Source organism: Bosea sp. BIWAKO-01, from assembly GCF_001748145.1.
In the GTDB taxonomy this organism is placed as follows: Bacteria; Pseudomonadota; Alphaproteobacteria; order Rhizobiales; family Beijerinckiaceae; genus Allobosea.
Genome location: NZ_BCQA01000001.1, coordinates 1,713,055 through 1,734,123, shown reverse-complemented (window position 1 = coordinate 1,734,123; position 21,069 = coordinate 1,713,055). Strand labels below are relative to the sequence as shown.

General features: G+C 65.1%; 16 protein-coding genes. 7 read left to right on the top strand and 9 right to left on the bottom strand.

From position 1 onward, the window contains the following. Window positions 1-20 precede the first annotated feature (20 nt). A complete protein-coding gene (locus BIWAKO_RS07970) occupies window positions 21-1,103 on the bottom strand; it encodes a helix-turn-helix transcriptional regulator (protein ID WP_069878152.1) in 1,083 nt (360 codons plus the stop codon). A 178-nt stretch (window positions 1,104-1,281) separates the two neighbouring features. After that, window positions 1,282-2,433: an alpha/beta hydrolase gene (locus BIWAKO_RS07965; RefSeq protein WP_244523376.1), complete on the bottom strand. Its 1,152-nt coding sequence runs from the start codon at window positions 2,431-2,433 to the stop codon at window positions 1,282-1,284. A 381-nt stretch (window positions 2,434-2,814) separates the two neighbouring features. On the opposite strand from BIWAKO_RS07965, the gene BIWAKO_RS07960 reads away from it, so the two are divergent. The 5 genes from BIWAKO_RS07960 (at window position 2,815) to BIWAKO_RS37295 (ending at window position 10,051) form a co-directional block, all read left to right on the top strand. Then, complete coding sequence (locus tag BIWAKO_RS07960; protein ID WP_141740017.1) at window positions 2,815-4,371, top strand: AbgT family transporter; 1,557 nt, start codon at window positions 2,815-2,817, stop codon at window positions 4,369-4,371. Between the two features lie 54 nt (window positions 4,372-4,425). Beyond that, window positions 4,426-5,631, top strand: a complete 1,206-nt coding sequence (locus tag BIWAKO_RS07955; RefSeq protein ID WP_371331875.1) for a M20/M25/M40 family metallo-hydrolase — start codon at window positions 4,426-4,428, stop codon at window positions 5,629-5,631. A gap of 100 nt (window positions 5,632-5,731) precedes the next feature. Further along, window positions 5,732-7,567 (top strand): SLC13 family permease, encoded by a 1,836-nt coding sequence (locus BIWAKO_RS07950; RefSeq protein WP_069878149.1) that lies wholly within the window; start codon window positions 5,732-5,734, stop codon window positions 7,565-7,567. Between the two features lie 970 nt (window positions 7,568-8,537). Beyond that, entirely contained in the window at window positions 8,538-9,761 is a 1,224-nt protein-coding gene (locus BIWAKO_RS07940) for an MFS transporter (protein WP_069878146.1), read from the top strand. Window positions 9,762-9,796: 35 nt separating this feature from the next. Further along, window positions 9,797-10,051, top strand: a complete 255-nt coding sequence (locus tag BIWAKO_RS37295) for a LysR family transcriptional regulator (RefSeq protein ID WP_069878144.1) — start codon at window positions 9,797-9,799, stop codon at window positions 10,049-10,051. A gap of 40 nt (window positions 10,052-10,091) precedes the next feature. On the opposite strand, the gene kce is transcribed toward BIWAKO_RS37295, so the two are convergent. The 5 genes from kce to BIWAKO_RS07910 form a co-directional block, all read right to left on the bottom strand. Then, window positions 10,092-11,024: a 3,5-dioxohexanoate:acetyl-CoA acetone transferase gene (gene kce, locus BIWAKO_RS07930; RefSeq protein WP_069878143.1), complete on the bottom strand. Its 933-nt coding sequence runs from the start codon at window positions 11,022-11,024 to the stop codon at window positions 10,092-10,094. A gap of 34 nt (window positions 11,025-11,058) precedes the next feature. Beyond that, the gene (locus BIWAKO_RS07925; RefSeq protein ID WP_069878141.1) at window positions 11,059-11,997 is read right to left on the bottom strand and encodes a 3-hydroxyacyl-CoA dehydrogenase; all 939 of its coding nucleotides are present in this window, start codon (window positions 11,995-11,997) and stop codon (window positions 11,059-11,061) included. Window positions 11,998-12,052: 55 nt separating this feature from the next. Beyond that, window positions 12,053-14,578, bottom strand: coding sequence for a branched-chain amino acid ABC transporter ATP-binding protein/permease (locus tag BIWAKO_RS07920; RefSeq protein WP_069878140.1), 2,526 nt, complete (start codon window positions 14,576-14,578; stop codon window positions 12,053-12,055). Between the two features lie 7 nt (window positions 14,579-14,585). Next, a complete protein-coding gene (locus BIWAKO_RS07915) occupies window positions 14,586-15,467 on the bottom strand; it encodes a branched-chain amino acid ABC transporter permease (protein WP_201788693.1) in 882 nt (293 codons plus the stop codon). A 194-nt stretch (window positions 15,468-15,661) separates the two neighbouring features. Next, complete coding sequence (locus BIWAKO_RS07910) at window positions 15,662-16,927, bottom strand: ABC transporter substrate-binding protein (RefSeq protein ID WP_069878136.1); 1,266 nt, start codon at window positions 16,925-16,927, stop codon at window positions 15,662-15,664. A 118-nt stretch (window positions 16,928-17,045) separates the two neighbouring features. Between BIWAKO_RS07910 and BIWAKO_RS07905 the strand changes: the two genes are divergently transcribed. Both BIWAKO_RS07905 and BIWAKO_RS07900 read left to right on the top strand, forming a co-directional pair. Further along, a complete protein-coding gene (locus BIWAKO_RS07905; RefSeq protein ID WP_084651215.1) occupies window positions 17,046-17,810 on the top strand; it encodes a GntR family transcriptional regulator in 765 nt (254 codons plus the stop codon). Between the two features lie 57 nt (window positions 17,811-17,867). Then, window positions 17,868-18,644 carry an SDR family oxidoreductase gene (locus BIWAKO_RS07900; RefSeq protein WP_069878134.1) on the top strand — a complete coding sequence of 259 codons (777 nt, stop codon included), beginning with the start codon at window positions 17,868-17,870 and terminating at the stop codon, window positions 18,642-18,644. Window positions 18,645-18,736: 92 nt separating this feature from the next. Here the strand turns inward: BIWAKO_RS07900 and BIWAKO_RS07895 are convergent, their stop codons facing one another. Continuing rightward, window positions 18,737-19,942, bottom strand: coding sequence for a mandelate racemase/muconate lactonizing enzyme family protein (locus tag BIWAKO_RS07895; RefSeq protein ID WP_069878132.1), 1,206 nt, complete (start codon window positions 19,940-19,942; stop codon window positions 18,737-18,739). 8 nt (window positions 19,943-19,950) lie between these two features. Further along, the gene (locus BIWAKO_RS07890; protein ID WP_069878131.1) at window positions 19,951-21,069 is read right to left on the bottom strand and encodes a mandelate racemase/muconate lactonizing enzyme family protein; all 1,119 of its coding nucleotides are present in this window, start codon (window positions 21,067-21,069) and stop codon (window positions 19,951-19,953) included.

Sequence of the window (21,069 nt, the reverse complement as noted above, 5' to 3'; positions counted from 1 at the left end):
GAGACGCTCATGCTCTTCGGCTAGCCCGCAAGGCTGTGTGCGGCGCGTTCATTCCCACTCCCTCCCAATGCACCGTCCGGCGCCGCATCCTGCTGGGCAAGGTCAGACGGGAGCGAGGAGATCTTGGTCAGGTGCCTTTCGCGCGCCTCCGTGGGGCTGTAGCCGAACTCACGTCGGAATGCGCGGCTGAAGGTCGAATGATCGATGAAGCCCACTTCATTGCCGATGACGTGGATCGACAGGACATCGCGAGTCGACGCGAGCCGGCGATGCGCCTCGCGCAGCCTTTCGCGATTGATGAAATGAGCGACGCCCCCCGTGCTCTCGAACAGCCGATAAAGCTTGGAGCGGGACATCGCCATGAGGCGTGCCAGCCGCTCGGGACCAAACTCGGGGGAGGCCATGTTCTGCCGGACGACGCGACGGGCACGATCGATCAGAAGGGAGGTCAGCGGTACCTCCGCAGCCTCGGAGCGTTCGACCCGCGGCGCGATGCAGGCCGCGACCAGCGAACGCGTCGCGGTGGCGAGGCCCTGTGCGTGCTCCGCCGAGATATGTGGCAGTTGCCGAGCCAGATTCTCCATGTAGCCCGTGAGCAGGGCGCCCAGCTCGGGGTTGATTTCCAGATCGTGCGCCCGCTCGAAATCGACGAGTTCCTCCCGGCAAAAGTTCCGGGGCAGGAATAGCGTCAGGACTTCCGTGTCCTGGGCCTGGCCTTCGAACGGCATGGCGAGCGAGCGGAAGCTGAGATTGCCTTGCCGCTCCGGCGGCCTCAGGGAAAGCTGGTTGCACTCGGGCGAACAGGAGTGCGCGAGCACCACGCACCAATGATCCATGAAGGACCGCGGCCTGTGCCGCCAATGGCGGGCAGGGGCGTCGGCGTAGAGTGTCCTGGTCAGGACGACGTCGCCGAAGCTCCACGAGGAAAACTCGGCTTCGAATGGCTCGGGTCCGTCCGGCGTAGGCAGGAGATCGATCGTCTCGGAGAGCAGAGAACGCCACGCGTCGAACTGATCCTCCGGGGGCAGTCCCTTGGTCGAGAAATTCTGAACGAAGACCGCTCCGCCCGGGATCCCTGAATTGGTACTAGAGAGAGCCGACACGGCATTCTCCTCGCGATAGCGTTAGGTTAATCTTGGCCCCGCGTACCAACGGGACGTCAATGTTTCTCAGTGGCGTGAAGAAACTGTGACGCTCTGAGTTAGCAATGGCAAGCAATAAACTGCTGAGAATTGTCGTTATCGGGTCGGAGAGAATGATCCTGTTGCGGCAGTTGGCTCGCTACTGGCGCGGGGACGCTGCGTCGAAGACGCGAATTGGCGCGGTAACGATGAGGCTGGCAGCCGAACCAAGGGCATCCGCAGCCATCAGCGGCGGAGAAATGTCGGAATCGGTAATGACCTGGCCCTGGAGCAACCGGCCACCAATGAGGCGGACCGCATCGGGGCTGGCGGCAAAGAGGTCGTGATTGATGCGATCTCCGGCATTGATGGCGCTGAGATCGAGCACTGTGATGCCCGATAGCCCCGCGAGCTGCTGCTGATATTCGTCGCGCGTCAGGTCGATTCCGCCGAGGCGGGTCGCGCCGCGGGAGATGAAGCGGGAGAGCTGGAGCGCCCTGTCGTTCTGCGAGACGAAAAGCGTGATCTGCGGACGCTGGGAGCCCATGTCCTCCACTTGCCGGCGGAACACGCCGACATCGAGATCGGGCGAGGCCAGAATGAGATTGTTGATCTTCCGGGGGACCCCGCCCTGCTCGAGAGCGATCTGCCTGACGGCCTCGACGGCCGGCCAACTCCCCATGGAATGGGCGAGGATGACGATTTCGCCGACGGAGGGGCTGCTTGCAGCCGCCTTCAGCAGATAGGCGAGGTCCGATCGCGAATACGACGCATTGTCGAAATCCCGGCTGTAGTCGAGCAGATGGCCGCGCGACGGCCAGGAAAAGAGCACCGGGGACGCGTCGGCATCGGCGTCATGGGTCAACTGCGCGAAACGAAAGACGGCGCGGTCGAACGGCGTGTTGAAGCCGTGGACGAACACGAAGACCCGGCGCTTGCGCCCACCCGTCGACTTGAACCATTTGGGCAGATCCGCCTTGGCGACCGGTGTCGTCGAGGTGACCACAAAATCCGTTGCCGCATTCCCGGGAGCCGTGCGCGGCAGCTGGATGGTGCCGACCTCCCGACCCTTCGGGATCGAGACGACGATATTGCTGAACGAGACCGTATCTCCGCGCTCGCCGCTGAACAGGACGCCTGCTTCCGCCGAGGGGGCGCGCGTCGTCGCGGCAAGCATGTTCACGCGGTCGGTACCGGCAACGGGCTCGACGGGTTGAAGCAATCCGCGTGGCGCCGAAGCGCAGGCACTGAGGCCGAACGCGACGGCAAGTCCCGCCAGACTCATCCGCAACCTGTCGAGGCGGCGGCCCATGGTCAAAGGGCTCCAGGATTCGGGCGCGTGCCAGGCATCGCAGGCAGTAACGGGCTTACCGGATCGCTCTTGCATGCCTTACCGTGCGTCGGCATCACGTCGACGTCCCCAATCTGCGAATAGGAGATCGGAGGATCTCGAACGGCTGTGCCAGGATAAAGAACCGATCCGGCGGCAGCAAGCTTGCGAAATGCCTTGCCGTCGCACGGCCGTCTGGCCGTCAATTTTGGGACAGGCGGTGCAAGCTTTGGGATTCTGTGCCGATGCCCTTGGCGCACAGGGAATTAAGTTGCCGGTATGACCGCCTCGGCAACGATTCCGGCGGCCTACCTGCTTACCGCCCCCGTGAGGCGGAAGTCCAAGGCTTAGGGGAGGCAAGACATGTCCGTGTCCAGTGGGGACGTCGCGCCAAAGACCGCGATGCAGAGGTTTCTCGACGGTGTCGAGAAGGTTGGGAACATGGTTCCCCACCCCGTCGTCATCTTCCTGATCCTGATCGGGATCGTCATGGTCCTGTCGGCCGTGCTCAGTCTCTTCGGAGCGGCGGTCACCTTCGAGCGCATCAATCCCGACACACACAAGGTTGAAACCGCGACGACGGCGATCCGCAGCCTGCTGAATGCTGAAGGTATTCGTTTCATCTATTCGTCGCTGATCCCGAACTTCATGAGCTTCACGGCCGTCGGGCTCATGATCGCCGCGATGATTGGCGCCGGTGTCGCTGAAGAGTCCGGGCTGGTCACCGCGCTCATCCGCAAGCTCGTCATCGTCTCGCCGGGTTGGGCCCTCACCTATATCCTGTCCTTCGTCGGCATTATCTCAAGCGTCGCAGCGGACGCCGGCTATCTGGTCCTGATCCCGCTCGCAGGTGTTGCCTATTTGGCGGTCGGGCGGCATCCCCTTGCCGGCCTGGCGCTCGGTTTCGCTGCCGTCGCCGCAGCCTTCACGGTCAATATGCTGATCAAGCCGCTCGATGCGGTTCTCGTCGAATTCACCAATGACGCGGCCCGTCTCGTCGACCCCAATCGCTCGATCGGCCTGGCCTCGAACGTCTGGTTCTCAATCGCGTCGGTGCTGTTCCTCACCGTCGTCATCGCCTTCATCACCGACCGGATGATCGCGCCACGCCTTGGCGTCTACGATCCGAAGCTGGCGGCCGAAGGCACCGCGACGGAGCAGGGCGCCTCGCTGTCCGAACAGGAATCGCGCGGCCTGCGCTATGCCGGCTTCGGCATGCTGGCGCTGATCGCGGTGTTCTGCCTGCTGACGCTGCCGTCGGGAGCGCCGCTGCGCAACCCGACAACTGGCGAACTGATCGGCAATTCGCCCTTCATGAACGGGCTGATCGCCCTGATCATGCTGATGTTCCTGGTGAGCGGCTGGACCTACGGCATCGGTGCCGGCACCATGCGCACACTGGCGGAGGTGATCGCGGCGATCGAGAAATCGATCAAGAGCATGGGTGGCACGATCTTCCTGTTCTTCGTGCTGAGCCAGTTCGTCGCTTATTTCACCTATACCAACATGGGCACGGTCATGGCGCTGAGCCTGTCCGGCGTGTTGCAGGCCGCCAATATAGGCGCGCTGCCCCTGCTGCTCGGCTTCATCGTCGTGGTCGCGATCATCGACCTGCTGCTGACCGGGGCGATTGCAAAATGGGCGATCTTCGCGCCGGTATTCGTGCCGCTGCTGATGAAGCTCGGCGTCGAGCCGGAAGCGGTGCTGGCGGCCTATCGCGTCGGCGATTCCCCGATGAACGCGATCACCCCGCTCAACGCCTATTTCGCCCTCGTCGTGGGCTTCGCCCAGAAATACGACAAGACCGCGGGTGTCGGCACAATCGTCTCCCTGATGCTGCCCTATGTCGTCTGGATCTTCGTGCTGTGGACGGCACTCTTCGCGGTCTGGAAGATGCTCGGCCTGCCCTGGGGCCTGTGACAGCCGGTCGCACAGCCCGAAACGAAGCAACCCTGACCTGATCGGATGAACATCATGAGCAGTCCCTCAATCCCTCTCGACGTCGCCAGCGCGATCGATCACCTGATGAATTTCCTCTCGGTCGAAGGCGTGACCGGTCAGGAAGCCAAGATCGGGGCCGCCGTCAGCGAGGCGCTGAAGAAGGTCGGGGTCCCTGCTTCCGCGATCCGCTTCGACGATGCCAACAAGCGCATCCCGGTGCCGACAGAGACCGGCAACCTCTTCGTCGATCTGCCGGGCACGCGGCCAGGGCCGCGCCTGCTGTTCTCCACCCATCTCGACACGGTGCCGCTCTGCGCCGGCGCCAAGCCCCGGCGTGAGGGCGATCGCATCGTCTCCGACGGCACGACGGCGCTCGGCGGCGATGCCCGCACCGGCGTCGCGCTCCTGGTCGTGCTTGCCGAGACGCTGATCAAGCACAAGCTGCCGCATCCGCCGATCACCCTGCTGTTCACCGTCCGCGAGGAGAGCGGACTGCACGGTGCCCGTGAGCTCAACCCGGCTGATCTCGGCGGCGCCGCCATGTGCATCAATGTCGATGGCCAGCTCGCCTCGGAGCTGCTAGTCGGCGCAGTCGGTCAGGAGAACTGGGAAGTCGAGATCAAGGGCAAGGCCTCGCATGCCGGCGTCGCGCCGGAAAAGGGCATCTCGGCCACGCTCGTCGGCGCCATCGCGATCGCCGAGGCCCAGCGTAACGGCTGGTTCGGCAAGGTCGTCAAATCCGACGGCCGCGGCACCAGCAATGTCGGCATTTTCGGCGGCAAGGGCGGCACGGTCGCCGCTGGCGATGCGACCAACGTCGTCACCGACTACGTCTATATCCGCGGCGAGGCGCGCAGTCCCGAGGCTGCCTTCGCGACCAAGATCGCGAACGGCTACAAGGAGGCCTTTGCCAAGGCGCAGGGCGAGGTGAAGGATCACGAAGGCAACACGGCCGAAGTGAAGTTCAGCCAGAAGCCGGCTTATCCACCCTTCGAACTCGGCCAGGACGCTCCGGTCGTGAAGCGTGCCACCAAGGCGCTCAAGCTGCTCGGCATCGAGCCGACCTATCTGTTCTCCAATGGCGGCCTCGACGCCAACTGGTTTGACAAGCACGGCGTTCCGACCATCACCATTGGCGCCGGGCAGGCCGAGATCCATACCATCAAGGAATATGTGAATCTCACGGAGTACGAAAAGGGTTGCCGCATCGGCATCCTGATGGCGACCCTGGAAGACTGAGGCCTTGGCTGGGCGCGGCGTGCCGGAGCGCAGCCTGCGCCGGCACACTGCGCCCTGAGCATTTCTGCGGCCTGGCAGGGCCCAATAGGGAGCTGAGCGATTGAGCCCGATAGCCTATACCGGCACCATCATCGCCGTTGCCGTGGTCTTGTTCATCTGGAACAAGATTCCCGTCGTTCTGGTCGCGATGGGAGTAGCGCTTGCCCTCTGGGCGACCGGGGTCCTGACGCTGCCCCAGGCTCTGGGTGGTTTCGGCGACCCTGCTGTCATATTCATCGCCTCGCTCTTCGTCGTCAGCTCCGGGCTTGAGGTTACGGGCGTCACCGCCTGGGCTGGACAGCTCCTGATCAAGGGAGCGGGCGAGGAGAGCCGAACCCGCCTTCTGCTGCTCACGATGATTCTCGTGTCGTTGCTGACCGCGGTGATCAGCCTCAATGGCGCGGTTGCCGCCTTGCTGCCGGTTGTTGTCGTCATCGCGGTCCGGCTCAAGCGCAATTCCTCGCAGTTGCTGATGCCGCTGGTCTTCGCCGCGCATGCGGGCTCGATGCTGGCGCTGACGGGAACTCCCGTGAACGTGCTGGTCTCCGAGGCCAGCAGCGATGCAGGGATGGGCAGCTTCGGCTTCTTCGAATTCGCCTTGGTCGGCGTGCCGCTGCTGGCGGGCACGATGGCGATCATCATCCTCTTCGGCCAGCGCCTGCTGCCTGAGCGCAATGGCGCGACCATGCCTGCCGATTTCAGCCGGCATGCCAAGACGCTGGTCGAGCAATACGGCCTTGCCAGCGGCATCTATCAGATGCGCGTGCGTGCCAGTTCGCCCTATCTCGGCACTGCCCCCGCCAGCATTGATCTGTCGGCCTATCCGGGACTGCAGCTGGTCGCTATTCAGGAGGGCGAAACCGCACGCCCCATTCGCCGCTCGGTCATTGCCGATGGCGATCATCTCTTGGTTCGCGGTGAAGCCGATGCGGCCGCGACACTGGCGGCGGAGATGCATCTCGCCTTCCGTGAGGAGGCAAAGCAGGGGCAGGGCGCGGAGACGCTGTTCAACCAGCGCTCCGGTCTGGCCGAGGTCGTGATCCCGCCGCGCTCCGGCCTGATCGGCCAGACCGTCTTCCCTGGGATGGTCACCGACAGCGGCGACCTGATTGTTCTGGCCGTACAACGCGCGGGGGCGGAACTCGCCGCGGCCAATGCAACCAAGGATTCCGGCGGCATCGTGCTGCAAGCCGGCGATACCATGCTGCTGCAGGGCACGTGGAAGGCGCTCGACGTCCATCTCGACGATCCCGATGTCCTCGTCGTGAGCTCGCCCGAGCTGGTGCGCCGTCAGGCCGTGCCGATGGGGCCCGGCGCGAAGCAGGCGGTCGTCATTCTCGTCGCGATGGTTCTGCTGCTTGCCACGGGCGCCGTCCCGCCCGCAGTCGCTGGCTTGCTGGCCGCAGGCGCGATCATCCTGTCGGGGATCATGAATGTCGAGCAGTCCTACCGCTCGATCAGCTGGACGACCGTGATCCTCGTCGGCGCCATGATGCCGCTCTCGACCGCGATGGTCGAAACCGGGGCGGCGAAGCTCATGGCCGAGCGGCTCGTCTACATGGTTGGCGATGCCGGGCCGGTCGCTCTGCTTGCGGGTCTGTTCGTGCTGACTGCCATCATGGGGCAGTTGATCAGCAATACCGCGACCGCGCTCATCGTTATCCCGATCGGGGTGGCTGCGGCTGCCAGCATGGGGATTTCGCCGCGGCCGGTCTTGATGAGCACGGCGGTTGCCGCCGCCGGAGCTTTCCTGACCCCGATCGCGACGCCGACCAATCTGATGGTGATGGGGCCGGGCGGCTATGCCTTCAGCGATTACTGGAAGCTCGGCTTGCCGCTGCTGATCTGGTTCTTCGTGGTGGCCGTCTTCATCGTACCGCTCATCTGGCGCTTCTGAATTCTGTCCGACAGCCGAGAGTTCTCGCCGATCTCGCGGTCAAAGCGGGCGGAGCAGGAACGATCGGCCATGACAGAGGCCGATCGATTGCCTGGCGTGGGGATGCGCCGGGTCAACATCTGGCTTGAGGCCAAGGAGGATCAACTGGTTGATATTCGCGGAGCGGCGTTCGCTGCTGGGATGGTTCTCGGAGCCCTGTGTTCGGGCACTGCCTTTGCGGCTCCGGTATCATCAGGTGGTGGCGTTGCCAGCAATCCCGGCGTCGAACTCGCACAATGGCACCGTTCGCCCCCGCGGCATGTCGCGCCACGCCATGGCCGCTGCTGGTGGGAAAACCGTCGCGTGCGCGACCATCGCGGCCGCTGGGTCGTCCGCCACGTGCAAGTCTGCCGCCGCTGATCGGGCAATCTCGAGCCCCCGCACCCGTGCGGGTGGTCGGCTCGCTTTGCAGGAATGAAGCTGCATAGCCGCGCCTGTCGCGCTTCCCTTGCGGCCGCGACGTAGACGCTGAGAAACGCTGAAAACCCCAGTGCTTCTCGGCACATTGCGGCTGGCCGGTGAGAGCCGGCGCCACGCCGAACTCAATCTCCGAACCGCAGCGATTGAGGATGTTCCGGCCTTCGGTGCGGCGCTCGATCCCCCAAACGTCGCGTGTAATAGTGCAGGCCCCTCGCTCCGCTCGCGATGCCGCAATGGATGCGCCATGGCGCCAGCGCCGATGACCACGATCGTCTGGGCCATGCCCTCTGAAAGATGCTGCCGAAAGAGCCGCGAGAACGGCCGATCCGCCTGGAATTTGACGAAAGCGCGCATCTTGTTCGCGCCGGTGCAGGGTCAAATCACATGAGCTCATGCCGGCATTCGCGTGTCATGGGCGAGGCGCCTCGTCCGGGATATCCCTTGTCTGTGCCTGAGCAGATGAGCCCGAGTTCGGGGCAGCCGGTGACGATGAGGGGGGCTGCGCAAGCTGATGACCAGTCTGCCCGGCGGCACGCCAGGGGGCCACGCCTCGTGCCAGGTCGCGAAGCCGCCGCCCGGCCAGCAGCATGCATTGCTGCGCATTCTCGGCCTCGCCTGCTTCGGCTCCTCGCTTGGAGTGTTCCTGTTCGACCCCGTTCTGCCCCTGCTCAGCCGGGATTTTGCGGTGCCTCGGAGCCAGGTTGTGGCCATGGCGACAGCATTTGCGCTCGCCTATGCCCTGGCACAGCCCATTGCCGGCGCGCTCGGCGACCAACTCGGCAAATTGCGGGTGATGCGCGTCTGCCTCGGGGTGAGCGCGCTTGGTACGGTGTTTGGCAGCCTTGCCCCCAGTTTCGAGCTACTGCTCGCCACCCGGCTCGTCGTCGGCTTCTGCACGGCCGGCACATTCCCGCTGTGTTTTGCCATCCTGGCGGAGCGGATCGCGCCTGAGGGGCATCAGGAGGCTTTCGGCAAGGCCAGTGCGGCCTCGGTCACGGGGTCGCTTGCCGGGGCCGTCGGGTCCGGCTTCATCGCCGATGCGCTCGGCTGGCGCGGCAGCCTGCTCGTGGCCGGCCTGATCGGCCTGACCTGTTTCGCGATCGTCACGGCGGCGCTGCGCGATACCCGCGAAGTCTCGTCATCGCGCGCGGGGTTCGGTTCGGCGTTCTCTGCCTATCGCCGGATTCTCGGGCTGGCGAGCGCTCGCCGCGGTCTTGGGCTGCAGCTTGCCCTGACCGGACTGACACAGGGCTTGTTCCCGCACATTGCGTTTCTCGTCGGAGGCAGTGCGTCCACCGTCGGCATCGTGCTCTCCGGCTTCATGATCGGCAGCATTGCCTATGGGGTCAGCCTGCGCCGCACTCTGCGCTGGATACCGCCAGTCCATCTCACACTGGCGGGCGGGCTGGTCATGACGCTCGCCATGGCAAGTCTGAGTGCCCATCTTCCCTGGCTTTTGCAGTTCGGGGCATTGCTGGCGTTCGGCTTCGCCTATCGCAGTGCAGCCATTCCGCTTCAGACCTATCTGGCGACCCTGACCCCTCAAACCCAGGGCGCGATGATGGCGTTGCACTCCATGGCGGCCATGCTCGGGCAGTCGGTCATGCCGCTGATCTATGCGGCAGGCTTCGACAGCGCCGGCATCATGCCGACCCTGCTTGTCTCGGCATGTCTGCTCGGCCTCTGCGCCGTGGCGGTGGCGTCAATCATGCGTTCCAGCAAACGCTCGCGTTGAGCAGGATCGTCCGGGGCACGGGGTCGTGAGGGCCGATGCACCTTTCGTCGCGGCAGGTCGAGGCGTTCCGCCCCGTCATGATGACCGGCCGCATGACGGCCGCCGCGGAGGCGTTTGCTGTCACCCAACCAACCGTCAGCCGCCTCATCCACGATTTCGAGATGGTACTGGGCACTTCCCTGTTCGAGCTATGCGGCTATCCGACGCCAGCGGATCGGTCGAATGATCGCAGTCGATTAGCCGGCAACCTGCCTCTGGCCAATGCGCCTTGGCAGCACGCGCCTATCTGATTGCCACGCCCGGCAGGCTGCTCGGACATCGCGGCGCCGTTCAAAAGGCGACCTTGTCTGCCCCCTTGAGGTGCAGCAATTCGCGCGCATCGTCCGGCGTCGCCAGCTCCAGTCCGAGGCCTTCGATGATCTTCCGCGCCGCCCGGACCTGTTCGGCATTGGATTTTGCCAGTTGTCCCGGCCCGATCCAGAGCGAATCTTCCAGGCCGACGCGCAGGTTGCCGCCCATCGCGACAGCCATCGCGGCGATCGGCAACTGGTGGCGCCCGGCGCCAAGCACCGACCAGTGGTACTGGTCGCCGAAGAGCCGATCGGCCGTGCGCTTCATATGCGCGACATCCTCCGGGTGCGGGCCGATGCCGCCGAGCAGGCCGAAGACCGACTGGACGAAGAAAGGCGGCTTCACCAACCCGCGATCGACGAAATGCGCCAGCGTATAGAGATGTCCGATATCGTAGCACTCGATCTCGAAGCGCGTGCCGTTCTCGGCGCAGGTCGTCAGGATGTTCTCGATGTCCTGGAATGTGTTCTTGAAGATGCGGTCCTTCGAGCCTTCGAGATAGGGGTGCTCCCAGTCATGTTTGAACGCCTTGAAGCGGCTCAACATCGGATACAGACCGAAATTCATCGAGCCCATGTTGAGCGAGGCGACCTCGGGCTTGAAATGGGCGCAGGGACGCAGACGCTCCTCGACGCCCATGGTTGGCGCTCCGCCCGTGGTGATGTTGATGACGCAATCGCTGCGTTGCTTGATGACCTTAAGGAAGGGCTCGAATGCCTCCGGCGATTGGTCTGGCTTGCCGGTTACGGGATCGCGGGCATGGACATGCACGAGCGCCGCCCCTGCCTCCGCCGCGCCGACCGCAGCATCGATGATTTCATCGGCCGTCACCGGCAGGTAAGGCGACATCGAGGGGGTGTGGATCGCGCCGGTCACCGCGCAGGTGATCATGACTTTGCGGTTCTTGGCCATGGCGGCTCCCTTCAGGCGAGCAGGATGGAGGATTTCAGACAGGCTTGCGCGCGGCGGAGCGCTTATGGGCTTGCAGTGCGGCCAGCCGCGTGTCGCGCCAGTCGCTGAGATGCTTGACCCGTTCTGGCGATTGCGTGCCTGGCCATTCGCTCATCACCTTGGTCACGGTTTCCGCGCCAAACGGGTCGCCGCCGACGGCCTGTGCCGCCATGGCCTCGATCGAAGCCCCGTAACGGGCGCAGTAATCGGGAATACCGCCGGGTGCGTTGAGCTCGATCGTCTCGAAGGGGCCCATGAAGGACCAGCGCAGGCCGAGCCCGTCGCGGATCGTCTTGTCGACGTCCTCCGCGCTCGCGACGCCCTCGCCAACGAGGCGAAAGGCTTCCGCCAGCAGCACGGCTTGCAAGCGGTTGAGGACGAAGCCCGGCTTCTCCTTGCGCAGCACGATCGGAACCTGTCCGGCCTGTTCGTAGAGCGCCTTGGCCCGGGCGAGGACGGCCGGATCCGTCCAGGGTGCCGGCGCAAGCTCGACGATGGGTACGAGATGCGGCGGATTGACGGGATGGGCGACGAGACAGCGGGCCCGCCCCGGGAGCGTTTCGCTGAACACCGACGCCATGATGAACGAGGTCGAGGAGGCGAGAATCGTCTCCGGCGCGGCAAGCGTATCCATCTCGGCGAAGAGGGCGCGCTTGGTGTCCACGGCCTCCGGCCCGTTCTCCTGGACGAGGTCGGCGCCGCTCAAAGCATCCGCCAGGCCCGAGGCGACGCGGATACGTGCGAGCGAGCCCCTTGGGTCCTCGACGAGGCCGTGGCCGGCGAGTTCCTCGAGATTGCTGCTGATATGGGCGCGGGCGGCCTCGGCCGCTCCGGGCGCGACATCATGCAGCGCGACGTCGAAACCATGACTGGCGAAGATGGTGGCCCAGGCACGGCCGATCAGTCCAGAGCCTATGATCGCGATCTTGGTCATGCGTGTTGATCCTGCGGGGAGCGACGAAGGTCGGGATAGGGGTGAGGCAGGGCCCTCACAGCCAGAGCACCTGCCGGCGCAGCGCCAGGTCCTGGCTGAGAGCCTTCGACGGGCCGATATGACTGACCTGGCCGCGCTCAAGCACGACCGTGCGGTCCGAAAGCGCCAGCGCAAGGTCGAGATGGTGGTCCACGATCACGATCGCGATCTCCTGTCTCAGCTTGTCGAAGGCCTCGAAAAGTTCCTCGACCACAGCGGGAGCGAGGCCCTCGAAGGGCTCGTCCAGCAGCAGGACACGCGTGTCACCGGAGAGCGCGCGTGCCACCGCCACCATCTGCTGCTCGCCACCGGAGAGGTAGTCGGCGGGGGAATGCCAGCGCTGCTTGATGCGCGGGAAGAAGGCGAAGATCTTGTCGTCCTCCCAGCGCGTGCCGTTGCCGGTCAGGCGCTTGAGGCGGCCGAGCTCCATGTTGTCCTTGACGCTCATGCCGGCGAAGAGACCGCGCCCCTGCGGCACATAGGCGATGCCGGCGCGCGCGATCACGGCCGGTGGTAGGCGTGCGATGTCGGCACCGGCAAGATTGATCGTTCCCGTGGCGGGCGGTGCGATGCCGGTGATCGTCTTCAGCAAGGTCGATTTGCCGGCGCCGTTGCGGCCGAGCAGCGCCACGATCTCGTTCTCATGAACGTCGAAGCCGACGTCGCGGAGAATATGGCTCTTGCCGTAATAGGTATCGACACTGGAAAGTCCGAGCAGGACCTGCTCCCCAGCCGCACTGGGGCGCGGCTTCTCGGCCAGCGCATGCGCGCCCGAGCCGATATAGACCTCCTGAACCTTTGGGGAGGAGCGCGCGTCCTCGACCGTGCCGTCGACCAGCACGCCGCCTTCGTTCATCACCGTGACATGGTCCGCGATCTGGAAGACGCGGTCGATGTCGTGCTCGACCAGCAGCACAGGCAGGTCGGTCGAGATCGACTTGATCAGGTTGCCGACGCGTTCGCGTTCTGCCGCCGCGAGGCCCGCGAGCGGTTCGTCCAGGAGCAGGACGCGCGGCTTGGTCGCAAGCGCGAGGCTCATGTCGAGCAGGCGCTGGCCGCCATAGCTGAGCGAGCCGGCCTCGGCGCTCTCGATGCCGCGCAGGCCCATCGTCTCGATGACCTGCCGCGTCTCGTCGGAAACCTGTGCCAGCGATCCTGCCGCGCGCCAGAAGCCGAAACGCTCCGGAGCGCGCGCCTGCACGGCGAGGCGGACATTCTCGGCGACAGAAAGCGACGGGAACAGATTGGTGATCTGGAAGGCGCGGCCGATGCCGGCGCGGGTGATCGCTTCGGGCGCGAGGCCGGTAATGTCGCGTTCGCGCAGGCGAACCTCGCCACGATCCGGCCGGAACTGACCCGAGATCAGGTTGAAGGCGGTCGTCTTGCCGGCACCGTTCGGGCCGATCAGCGCATGCAGCGCCCGGTCGCGCATGGCGAGGTCGACGCCTTCGACCGCCTTGATACCGCCAAAGCTCTTGGCGAGGCCGGTCGCGATGAGGATCGGGCCCTCGACCCAGTCCTGCGGCTTCATGAAATCCGGGAGCGTGACTGCGCCGACCTTTCGCGCCGACATTGCCGCATCTTCGGCGGCCTGCTTGCGGAAGGGCCGCAGCAGCCGCTCGCCGACGCCAACGAGCCCCATGGGTGAGAAGACGATGAAGCCGACGAAGAGCAGCCCGAACCAGAACAGCCAGTTTGGCGTCAGGCTCGAGAGATAGTCGCGGAAGATCACGAAGAAGAGCGCGCCGAGAGCCGGGCCCAGGAAGGAGCGCATGCCGCCGATCACGACCATCGCCAGCAATTCGCCGGAGAAGGCGACCGAGATCGGCTCGGCCGAGGTCATGCGGTTGTTGAACAGCAGCAGCGCGCCGGCGAGCCCGGTCAGGGCCGCCGAGATGGTGAAGGCGACGAGCTTGTAGCGGTTCGTCTGGTAGCCGAGAAACCGGGCACGCTGTTCGTTCTCGCGGATCGCGACCAGAACGGTGCCGACCGGCGAGCGGTGGAAGCGCCAGAGCCCGTAGACCACCGCCATGCTGATCAGTGCGACGAGGATGTAGAACGGCAGCGCCTGATCGAAATCGACGCCTGCGAAGAGCGGGCGCCTGATGCCGCCGAGGCCATCCTCCCCGCCGGTCACGGCGGTCCAGCGGAAGGCGATCGAATAGGTCATGGCGGCGAGTGCCAGGGTCAGGAGCGAGAAATACACGCCCTTGCGGCGCAGGATCAGGGCGCCGAACGCGAAGGCGAGCACGCCCACGAAGAGCACCGCGAGCAGGATCGGCAGGGCGAACTGGCCGGGCAGCCAGTTGCGCTGGATCAAGCCTGCAGCATAGGCGGCGAGCCCGAACCAGGCGCCGTGGCCGAACGAGACAAGTCCCGTGGTGCCGACGAGGATGTTCAAGGCCATGCAGGCAATGGCGAAGACGACGATCTCGGTCGCCGAAGTGGTGCCGAGCCCGATGAAATGCATCAGGAAGGGCAGGGCGGCGAGGCCGATGGCGGCAATGAGGAGAGGCGCGCGGTCGCGCTGAGCGGCTGTCATTTCGCCCTCACTCGAAGCGCTGGATGCGTTCGCCGAACAGGCCGCGCGGCCGGAACAGCAGGACGAGCAGCATCATCAGGTAGATCACTGCGGTCGACCATTGCGTGAAGCCGAGGCCGATGGTGATGCCCTTGACCACGCCGACCATCAGCGCCGCCACGACCACGCCCCAGAAGGAGCCGAGGCCGCCGATGACGACGACGACGAAGGCCGGCGTGATGATCTCCTGCCCCATGGCGGGATGGATCGAGTAGATCGGCGCGAGCAGAACGCCGGCCAGGCCGGCAAGCCCGATGCCAATGCCGGCCACGGCCATCATGTAGGGCTGCAGTGAAATCCCGAGCGCACCGAGCATGTCGGGATTTTGCACGCCGGCCCGGACGACGCGACCGAAGGCCGTGCGCTGGAGCAGGAACCAGAGCCCGAGTACGCAAGCTGCTGCGATCAGGAGCAGAAGCGCGCGATAGCGCGAGTAGATGAATTCGCCGAGGAAGATCTGGCCGCGCAGTGCAGGCGGGATCGAGAACGAGAGTGGTGGCGCTCCGAAGATCATGCGCAGGGATTGCTCCGCCACCATCGCGAGCCCGAAGGTCAGCAGCAGCGAGAGGATCGGGTCCGATCGGTAGAAGCGCTGGAACAGGCCGCGCTCGACGACGATACCGATCAGCGCCACCAGCACCGGCGACGCGATGATCGCGCCGCCGAAGCCAATATGGGGCGCGAGCACGATCGTGAGATAGGCGCCGATCGCATAGAAGGCGCCATGCGCGAGATTGACGATGCCGCCGAGCGAGAAGATCAGCGACAGGCCGAGCGCGATCAGGAGGTAATAGACGCCGTCGAGCAGTCCGTTCAGCACCTGCTGGATGAAGAGAATGAGCAAGGGGATGCCTTTGCTTGATCGACAGGGCCGGGCAGGGGCGCGTCGCGCCCGAGAGGTTCGGGAGGCGCCTTGATCCCGGCCGCAACGAAGCGGGGTGCCGGGACCATCCCAGGGCGCTGGGCTCTACGATGGCTTCCGGATCGGCGTCGCTGGCGCGGCCGATCCGGACTTGACGGCGCGGATCTGGCAGTGGGAGCGCCTCAGCTCATCTTGCAGACCGCCTCGTCCCCCGTTGTCGCGATGACTTCGAGGCTTTCGTTCGGTCCCGGTACGGGCGGCGAGGAGGTGAAGAGATCCCACTGGTTCTTGACCTGCGCTGCCGGCAGCGCCGTGATCGTGTACATCTCGCTCATCAGCTGGTGGTCCGAGGCGCGGAAATAGCCTTCGCGCGTCTTCATGACGTCGAATTTCGCGCCCTTCTCCCAATGCTCGAGGATCTTGGCCGTGTCGGTGCTCTTCAGCTCGTTCATCGACTGGGCCATGATCTTCACAGCCATGTAGTCGCCCCAGGCCTGGTTCTCGGGCGGCTTGCCGTATTTCTTGGTGAAGGCGGAGACGAAGGTCTTGCTCGCCGGCGTGTCGATCAGGTGGTGCCAGACGCAGGGCCAGACGCCGCCAAAATTGTCCTTGCCGGCAGCCCAGGCGAGCGCCGTGTCGAAGCCGAACCCGGCGACCGGGAAGGTCAGGCCGAATTCGGAATACTGCTTGAGGAAATTGGTGATCTGGTTGCCGGCAAGGTTCGAGATCACGATGTCGGGCTTGGCGGCGCGGATTTCGATCAGGAGCGCCGAGAAGTCGGTTGCGTCGGTCGGCACCAGCTTGTCGGCGGCGAATTGGCCGCCATTGGCCTCCATGAAGCGCTTGGCGACCTTGAGCAGGTCATGGCCGAAGGCGTAGTCGGCGGTCAGCGAGAACCACTTCTTGCCCTTGACCAGCCCCTGCGCCATCAGCGAGCGGCCGCAGCTCTTCACATACATCGAGTTCTGGTGCTCGACATGGAACATGTAGCGGTTGCAGCTTTCGCCGCGCAGGGCATCGGAATTGCCGCCGGTATTGACGAAGAGGATCTTGTTGCGCGCTGCGACCTGCGAGATCGTCAGGCAGGAGGCCGAGGAAATCTCGCCGAGGATGCACGCGACCTTGTCACGTTCGATCATGCGCTCGGCCTTGGTCGAGGCGGTCTGCGGATTGACCGAATCCTCCTTCAGGGCCTCGAGCTTGCGGCCGTTGATGCCGCCCGCCGTATTGATCTCCTCGACGGCGAGATCGACAGCCATGACACCGTACTCGCCGAGCGGACCGAGGAAGCCGGTGCGCGGCGTCAGGTGGCCGAAGCGGATGGCGTCCGGCGTCTGCGCCAGGATCAGCGACGGGCTTGCGATCAATCCGGTGGCGGCACCGGCTCCGAGCCCGGCAAGGGCCTGACGTCGTGACAAAGAAAATTTCGACTGCTGATGGTCTGCCATTGCGTTCCTCCCAGAACGGTTCCGCGCTTTGCGCTGGAAATTGTCGACCTGCTGTCTGCTCTGCTTACGGCTTGATATCCACTTGTCGTGATCTGTGATCACAGTTAGGTTGGCAGACATGGTTGCCCCTGTCCAGTCCTTCGCGAACCCAGCCGCCGACGATGGGATCGGCGATGCCTCGACCGGCCGTGATCCCTCAGCCCTCGACGAGGTCGGCGCGCTGACGCGCGAGACCCTGGGGGAGAGGGTCACCGGGGAATTGCGGGCGCTTCTCGTCGCCGGCCGGCTCGCTCCGGGCGAAAAACTCTCGCTGCGGCGTGTCGCGGAAGCTCTCAGTGTCTCGATGATGCCGGTGCGCGAGGCCGTCAGCCGGCTTGCCGCGGACGGTGCATTGGAGGTGCTGCCCGGACGTGCCGTCCGCGTCCCCGTACTGAGATTGGCGCAGTTTCGGGAGTTGACGCGGGTGCGACTGGTTGTCGAGGGTTTTGCGGCCGAAGAAGCCGCGAAGGCAGCGAACGAAGCCGAGATCGAGGAGATCGCTCGGCACGAGGCCGCGTTCCGACAGGCGGCGAGCGCCGATCCCCCAGACGCCGCCGGCGCAGTCGCAGCCAACCGCAATCTGCATTTCACGCTCTATGAGGCTGCGCGCATGCCGACCTTGGTCGAGATGATCGAGCGACTCTGGCTCAAGGCCGGCCCCATCCTCAATCTCGATATGCGCCACGAACCGCGCCGCCTTGACGGTGGCAGTGCCGTGGTTTCCCACGCCGCCTTGCTCGATGCCCTGCGTCGCCGGGATCCGCAGGCTGCAAGGGCCGCGCTGGAAGCCGATATCGCTGCAGCCGCGGCCCATATCGAAAGCACCGGTGGCCTGGCGCCATAGTCCGGGTTCACCGCAATCTGAGAGGCGCTACGGCGCGGGCATCGGGGGGAGACGACAATGGATTTGCAGATCAGGGGACTGCGCGTTCTGGTTACGGCTGGCGCCAACGGCATCGGCCGGGCGACGGCGCGCGCCTTCGCGGCGGAAGGCGCCAGGGTCCATATCTGCGACGTCGATCGCGAGGCCCTGGCAGCGATGGCGGCCAGCGATCCGGCGATCACGCAATCGGTCTGCGACGTCTCCGACCGCGACGCGGTGGCCAACCTGTTCAATGAGGCGCTGGCGGCGCTCGGCGGGCTCGACTGCCTCGTCAACAATGCCGGCATTGCCGGGCCGACCGGTCGCGTCGACGAAATCGACCCCGCGGACTGGGATGCCTGCGTCGCGGTCGATCTGACCGGTCAGTACAACTGCACCCGGCTTGCCGTGCAGCATCTCAAGCAATCCGCCAATGCCAGCATCGTCAATCTGTCGAGTCAGGCCGGCAAGCACGGCTTTCCGCTGCGCTCGCCCTATGGCGCGGCGAAATGGGGTGTCATCGGTTTCACCAAGGCGATCTCGGCGGAGCTCGGCGAGTTCGGAATCAGGGCCAATGCGATCTGCCCCGGCCTGGTAGACGGTGCCCGTATCCAGAGCGTGATCGCCAACAAGGCGCGCAGCTTCAACATCTCGCATGAGGAGATGACGCAGCGCCTGTTCGCGGGCGTCTCGATCAAGCAGTTCGTCGACCCCAACGACATTGCCAGGCAGATCGTCTTCCTGGCGTCCCCCTTCGCCAAGACGATCTCCGGTCAGGAAATCTCGGTCTGCGGCGACACGCGCATGCTCAGCTGAGGGGGAGCAGAGCGACCGCAAGATCCTTGCTGCGACCCGGCTTCGCTCGGAGGCCGGGTCGAATTGCGGCGGCGGGGCGCCGATGCCGAAGTTCAGAGGTCGGACAGGCGGCTGAAGCGCACGATAGCGTCGGCGCGCTTTTCCAGCCCAGGGAGCAGCTCGAGGCCGAGGCCGGGCGCGTCCGATATTGTGATCATGCCGTTCTCGGCCTTGGGCAGGTCGGTGACCAGCTCGGTGTACCAGCCGGTATAGAAGGCTCGGACCGATTCCTGGATCAGCGTGTTCCGGGCATGCATCGAGAAATGGCACGATGCCGCGTAGACGACCGGGCCTGTGCAGTCATGCGGGGCGACCGGCGTGTGCCAGGCCTCGGCCATGCCCGCGATCTTGCGGGCTTCCGAAAGGCCGCCACACCATGACAGGTCGAGCATGACGACCCCGGCTGCACCGGTCTCCAGATAATCCCGGAAGGAATGGGTATAGGCCAGTGTTTCCGAGGCGCAGACCCAGGCCTTGGAGTGGCGGGCGTATTCGCCGAGGTCGTGGACATTGTCGAGCCGGAACGGGTCCTCGTGCCAGTAGGTGTCGAACTCGGCCAGGCGCTCCGCCAGCTTCTTCGCCATCGGCAGGCTCCAGAGCGAGTGGAACTCGACCATGATGTCCATCTTGTCGCCGACCGCCTTGCGGATCTTGCGGAACGGCTCCAGCGCGGTGTTCAGTTCCTGAGGCGTGATGTCCCAGCCGGCCGAACGTTCTGCCGCGATATCGAAGGGCCAGATCTTCATACCGGTGATGCCCTGCTCGAGCAGGGAGTGGGCGAGCTCGTCGGCGCGATAGAGGAAGCCTTCGAGATCCTCATAGGGGCCGCCTTGCTCGCCGACATGCCAGTTGGCGACAGCCTGCGAGCGCGCATCGCGAATATATTTGTAGCCGGCACAGGTGTTGTAGGTGCGAATCGTGTCACGCGACTTGCCGCCGAGCGCGACGCTGACCGGCTGGCCGATCGCCTTGCCGTAGATGTCCCAGAGCGCGATGTCGACGGCCGAGTTGCCGCGCGTCTCGACGCCCGAGCCGCGCCAGCCGAGATAGTTGTTCAGGCTGGCGTTGCGCGCCTCGATCTGGAGCGGGTCCTTGCCGAGCAGCTTCGGCGCCACGGTTTCGTGCAGATAGGCTTCGACCGAGGCGGCGCCCATGAAGGTCTCGCCGAGGCCGACCAGGCCCGCATCTGTGTGGAGCCGCACCCAGATGATGTTGCCGAACTCGGTCAGGCGGATGGTTTCAACAGCAGTGATTTTCATGAGGTTTCTCAAGCGAGAGGCTTGGCGTAGCGGGTGAGGGCCTCGGCGGTCGGCGTTGTGCCGGCGCCGGGCTGCTGGGGTCTTAGGAAATAGCCATCGGCGACATTGGCGGGCTCGACGAAAGCATCCTTGATCCAGGGAATGTATTCGAGGATCGGCGTCGCCTGATGCCAGTAGGCGAGATGGACATGGACCTGGCTCATCTCGCCAGCATGGGGCGCGACAGGCAGGCGGCTGGCGAGTGCAAGCTCGGAGACCTGGATGTACTCGGTGATGCCGCCGAGGCGGGTCACGTCGGGCTGGACGTAGTGGATCGCGTCGGCCGCGACGAAGGCGCGGAAGGCGTCGAGCGAATAGAGCTGTTCCCCGAGCGCGATCGGTATCGACGTCGCCTTCGCCAGCGCGGCATGCGAGCCGACATCGTCATACCAGAGCGGCTCCTCGAACCAGAAAATGTCGAGTGCCTCGGCCCGCGCGCAGAAGCGCTTGCAGGTTGGCAGATCCCATTTGCCGTTGCCGTCGATGGCGAGTGCGATTTGGTCGCCAATGGCACGGCGCACGGCTTCGAGCCGGGCGATGTCTGTGCCGGGATCGGCATGGCCGACCTTGACCTTGAGACGCCGGAAGCCGTCGCGTTCCACCGCCATGCGGCAGCCTTCGACAAGCTCGTCCCGCGGAATCGAAAGCCAGCCGATATCGGTGTTGTAGGCTTCGAGCTTCGGCTTGGTCGCGCCGCCGAGCAGGTGCCAAAGCGGTACCCCGACCGCCTTCGCCTTGAGGTCCCAGAGCGCGATGTCGACCGCGGCAAGCGCGAGCTGCGTGATACCGGCGCGTCCGACCCATTGCAGGGCCGGGTGGCGGGCGAGCTTCAGCCAGAGCCGGGTGATCTCGGAAGCGTCCTCGCCGATCAGCAACGGCGCGTAGCAGTCGCGGATGCAGGAAGTGATCAGCCGATCGGAGGCAAGGTCGGCATGAGTGCCGGTGAAACCGTAGCCTTCGAGGCCGTCCTCGGTGACGATTTTCGCGCCGACGACGCCCCAATGGCTGATGCGGTGGGTCGAGTCGGCGATCGAGCCGCCCGTTACCGGGATATGCAGGATGAAGGGTTCGATGCGGGTGATGCGCAT

Coding starts and splice junctions, on each gene's coding strand:
- BIWAKO_RS07965 (WP_244523376.1), bottom strand. CDS start 2,433: ATGGGCCGCCGCCTCGACAGGTTGCGGATGAGTCTGGCGGGACTTGCC.
- BIWAKO_RS07960 (WP_141740017.1), top strand. CDS start 2,815: ATGTCCGTGTCCAGTGGGGACGTCGCGCCAAAGACCGCGATGCAGAGG.
- BIWAKO_RS07955 (WP_371331875.1), top strand. CDS start 4,426: ATGAGCAGTCCCTCAATCCCTCTCGACGTCGCCAGCGCGATCGATCAC.
- BIWAKO_RS07940 (WP_069878146.1), top strand. CDS start 8,538: ATGACCAGTCTGCCCGGCGGCACGCCAGGGGGCCACGCCTCGTGCCAG.
- BIWAKO_RS37295 (WP_069878144.1), top strand. CDS start 9,797: ATGCACCTTTCGTCGCGGCAGGTCGAGGCGTTCCGCCCCGTCATGATG.
- kce (WP_069878143.1), bottom strand. CDS start 11,024: ATGGCCAAGAACCGCAAAGTCATGATCACCTGCGCGGTGACCGGCGCG.
- BIWAKO_RS07925 (WP_069878141.1), bottom strand. CDS start 11,997: ATGACCAAGATCGCGATCATAGGCTCTGGACTGATCGGCCGTGCCTGG.
- BIWAKO_RS07920 (WP_069878140.1), bottom strand. CDS start 14,578: ATGACAGCCGCTCAGCGCGACCGCGCGCCTCTCCTCATTGCCGCCATC.
- BIWAKO_RS07910 (WP_069878136.1), bottom strand. CDS start 16,927: ATGGCAGACCATCAGCAGTCGAAATTTTCTTTGTCACGACGTCAGGCC.
- BIWAKO_RS07905 (WP_084651215.1), top strand. CDS start 17,046: ATGGTTGCCCCTGTCCAGTCCTTCGCGAACCCAGCCGCCGACGATGGG.
- BIWAKO_RS07900 (WP_069878134.1), top strand. CDS start 17,868: ATGGATTTGCAGATCAGGGGACTGCGCGTTCTGGTTACGGCTGGCGCC.
- BIWAKO_RS07895 (WP_069878132.1), bottom strand. CDS start 19,942: ATGAAAATCACTGCTGTTGAAACCATCCGCCTGACCGAGTTCGGCAAC.
- BIWAKO_RS07890 (WP_069878131.1), bottom strand. CDS start 21,069: ATGCGCATCACCCGCATCGAACCCTTCATCCTGCATATCCCGGTAACG.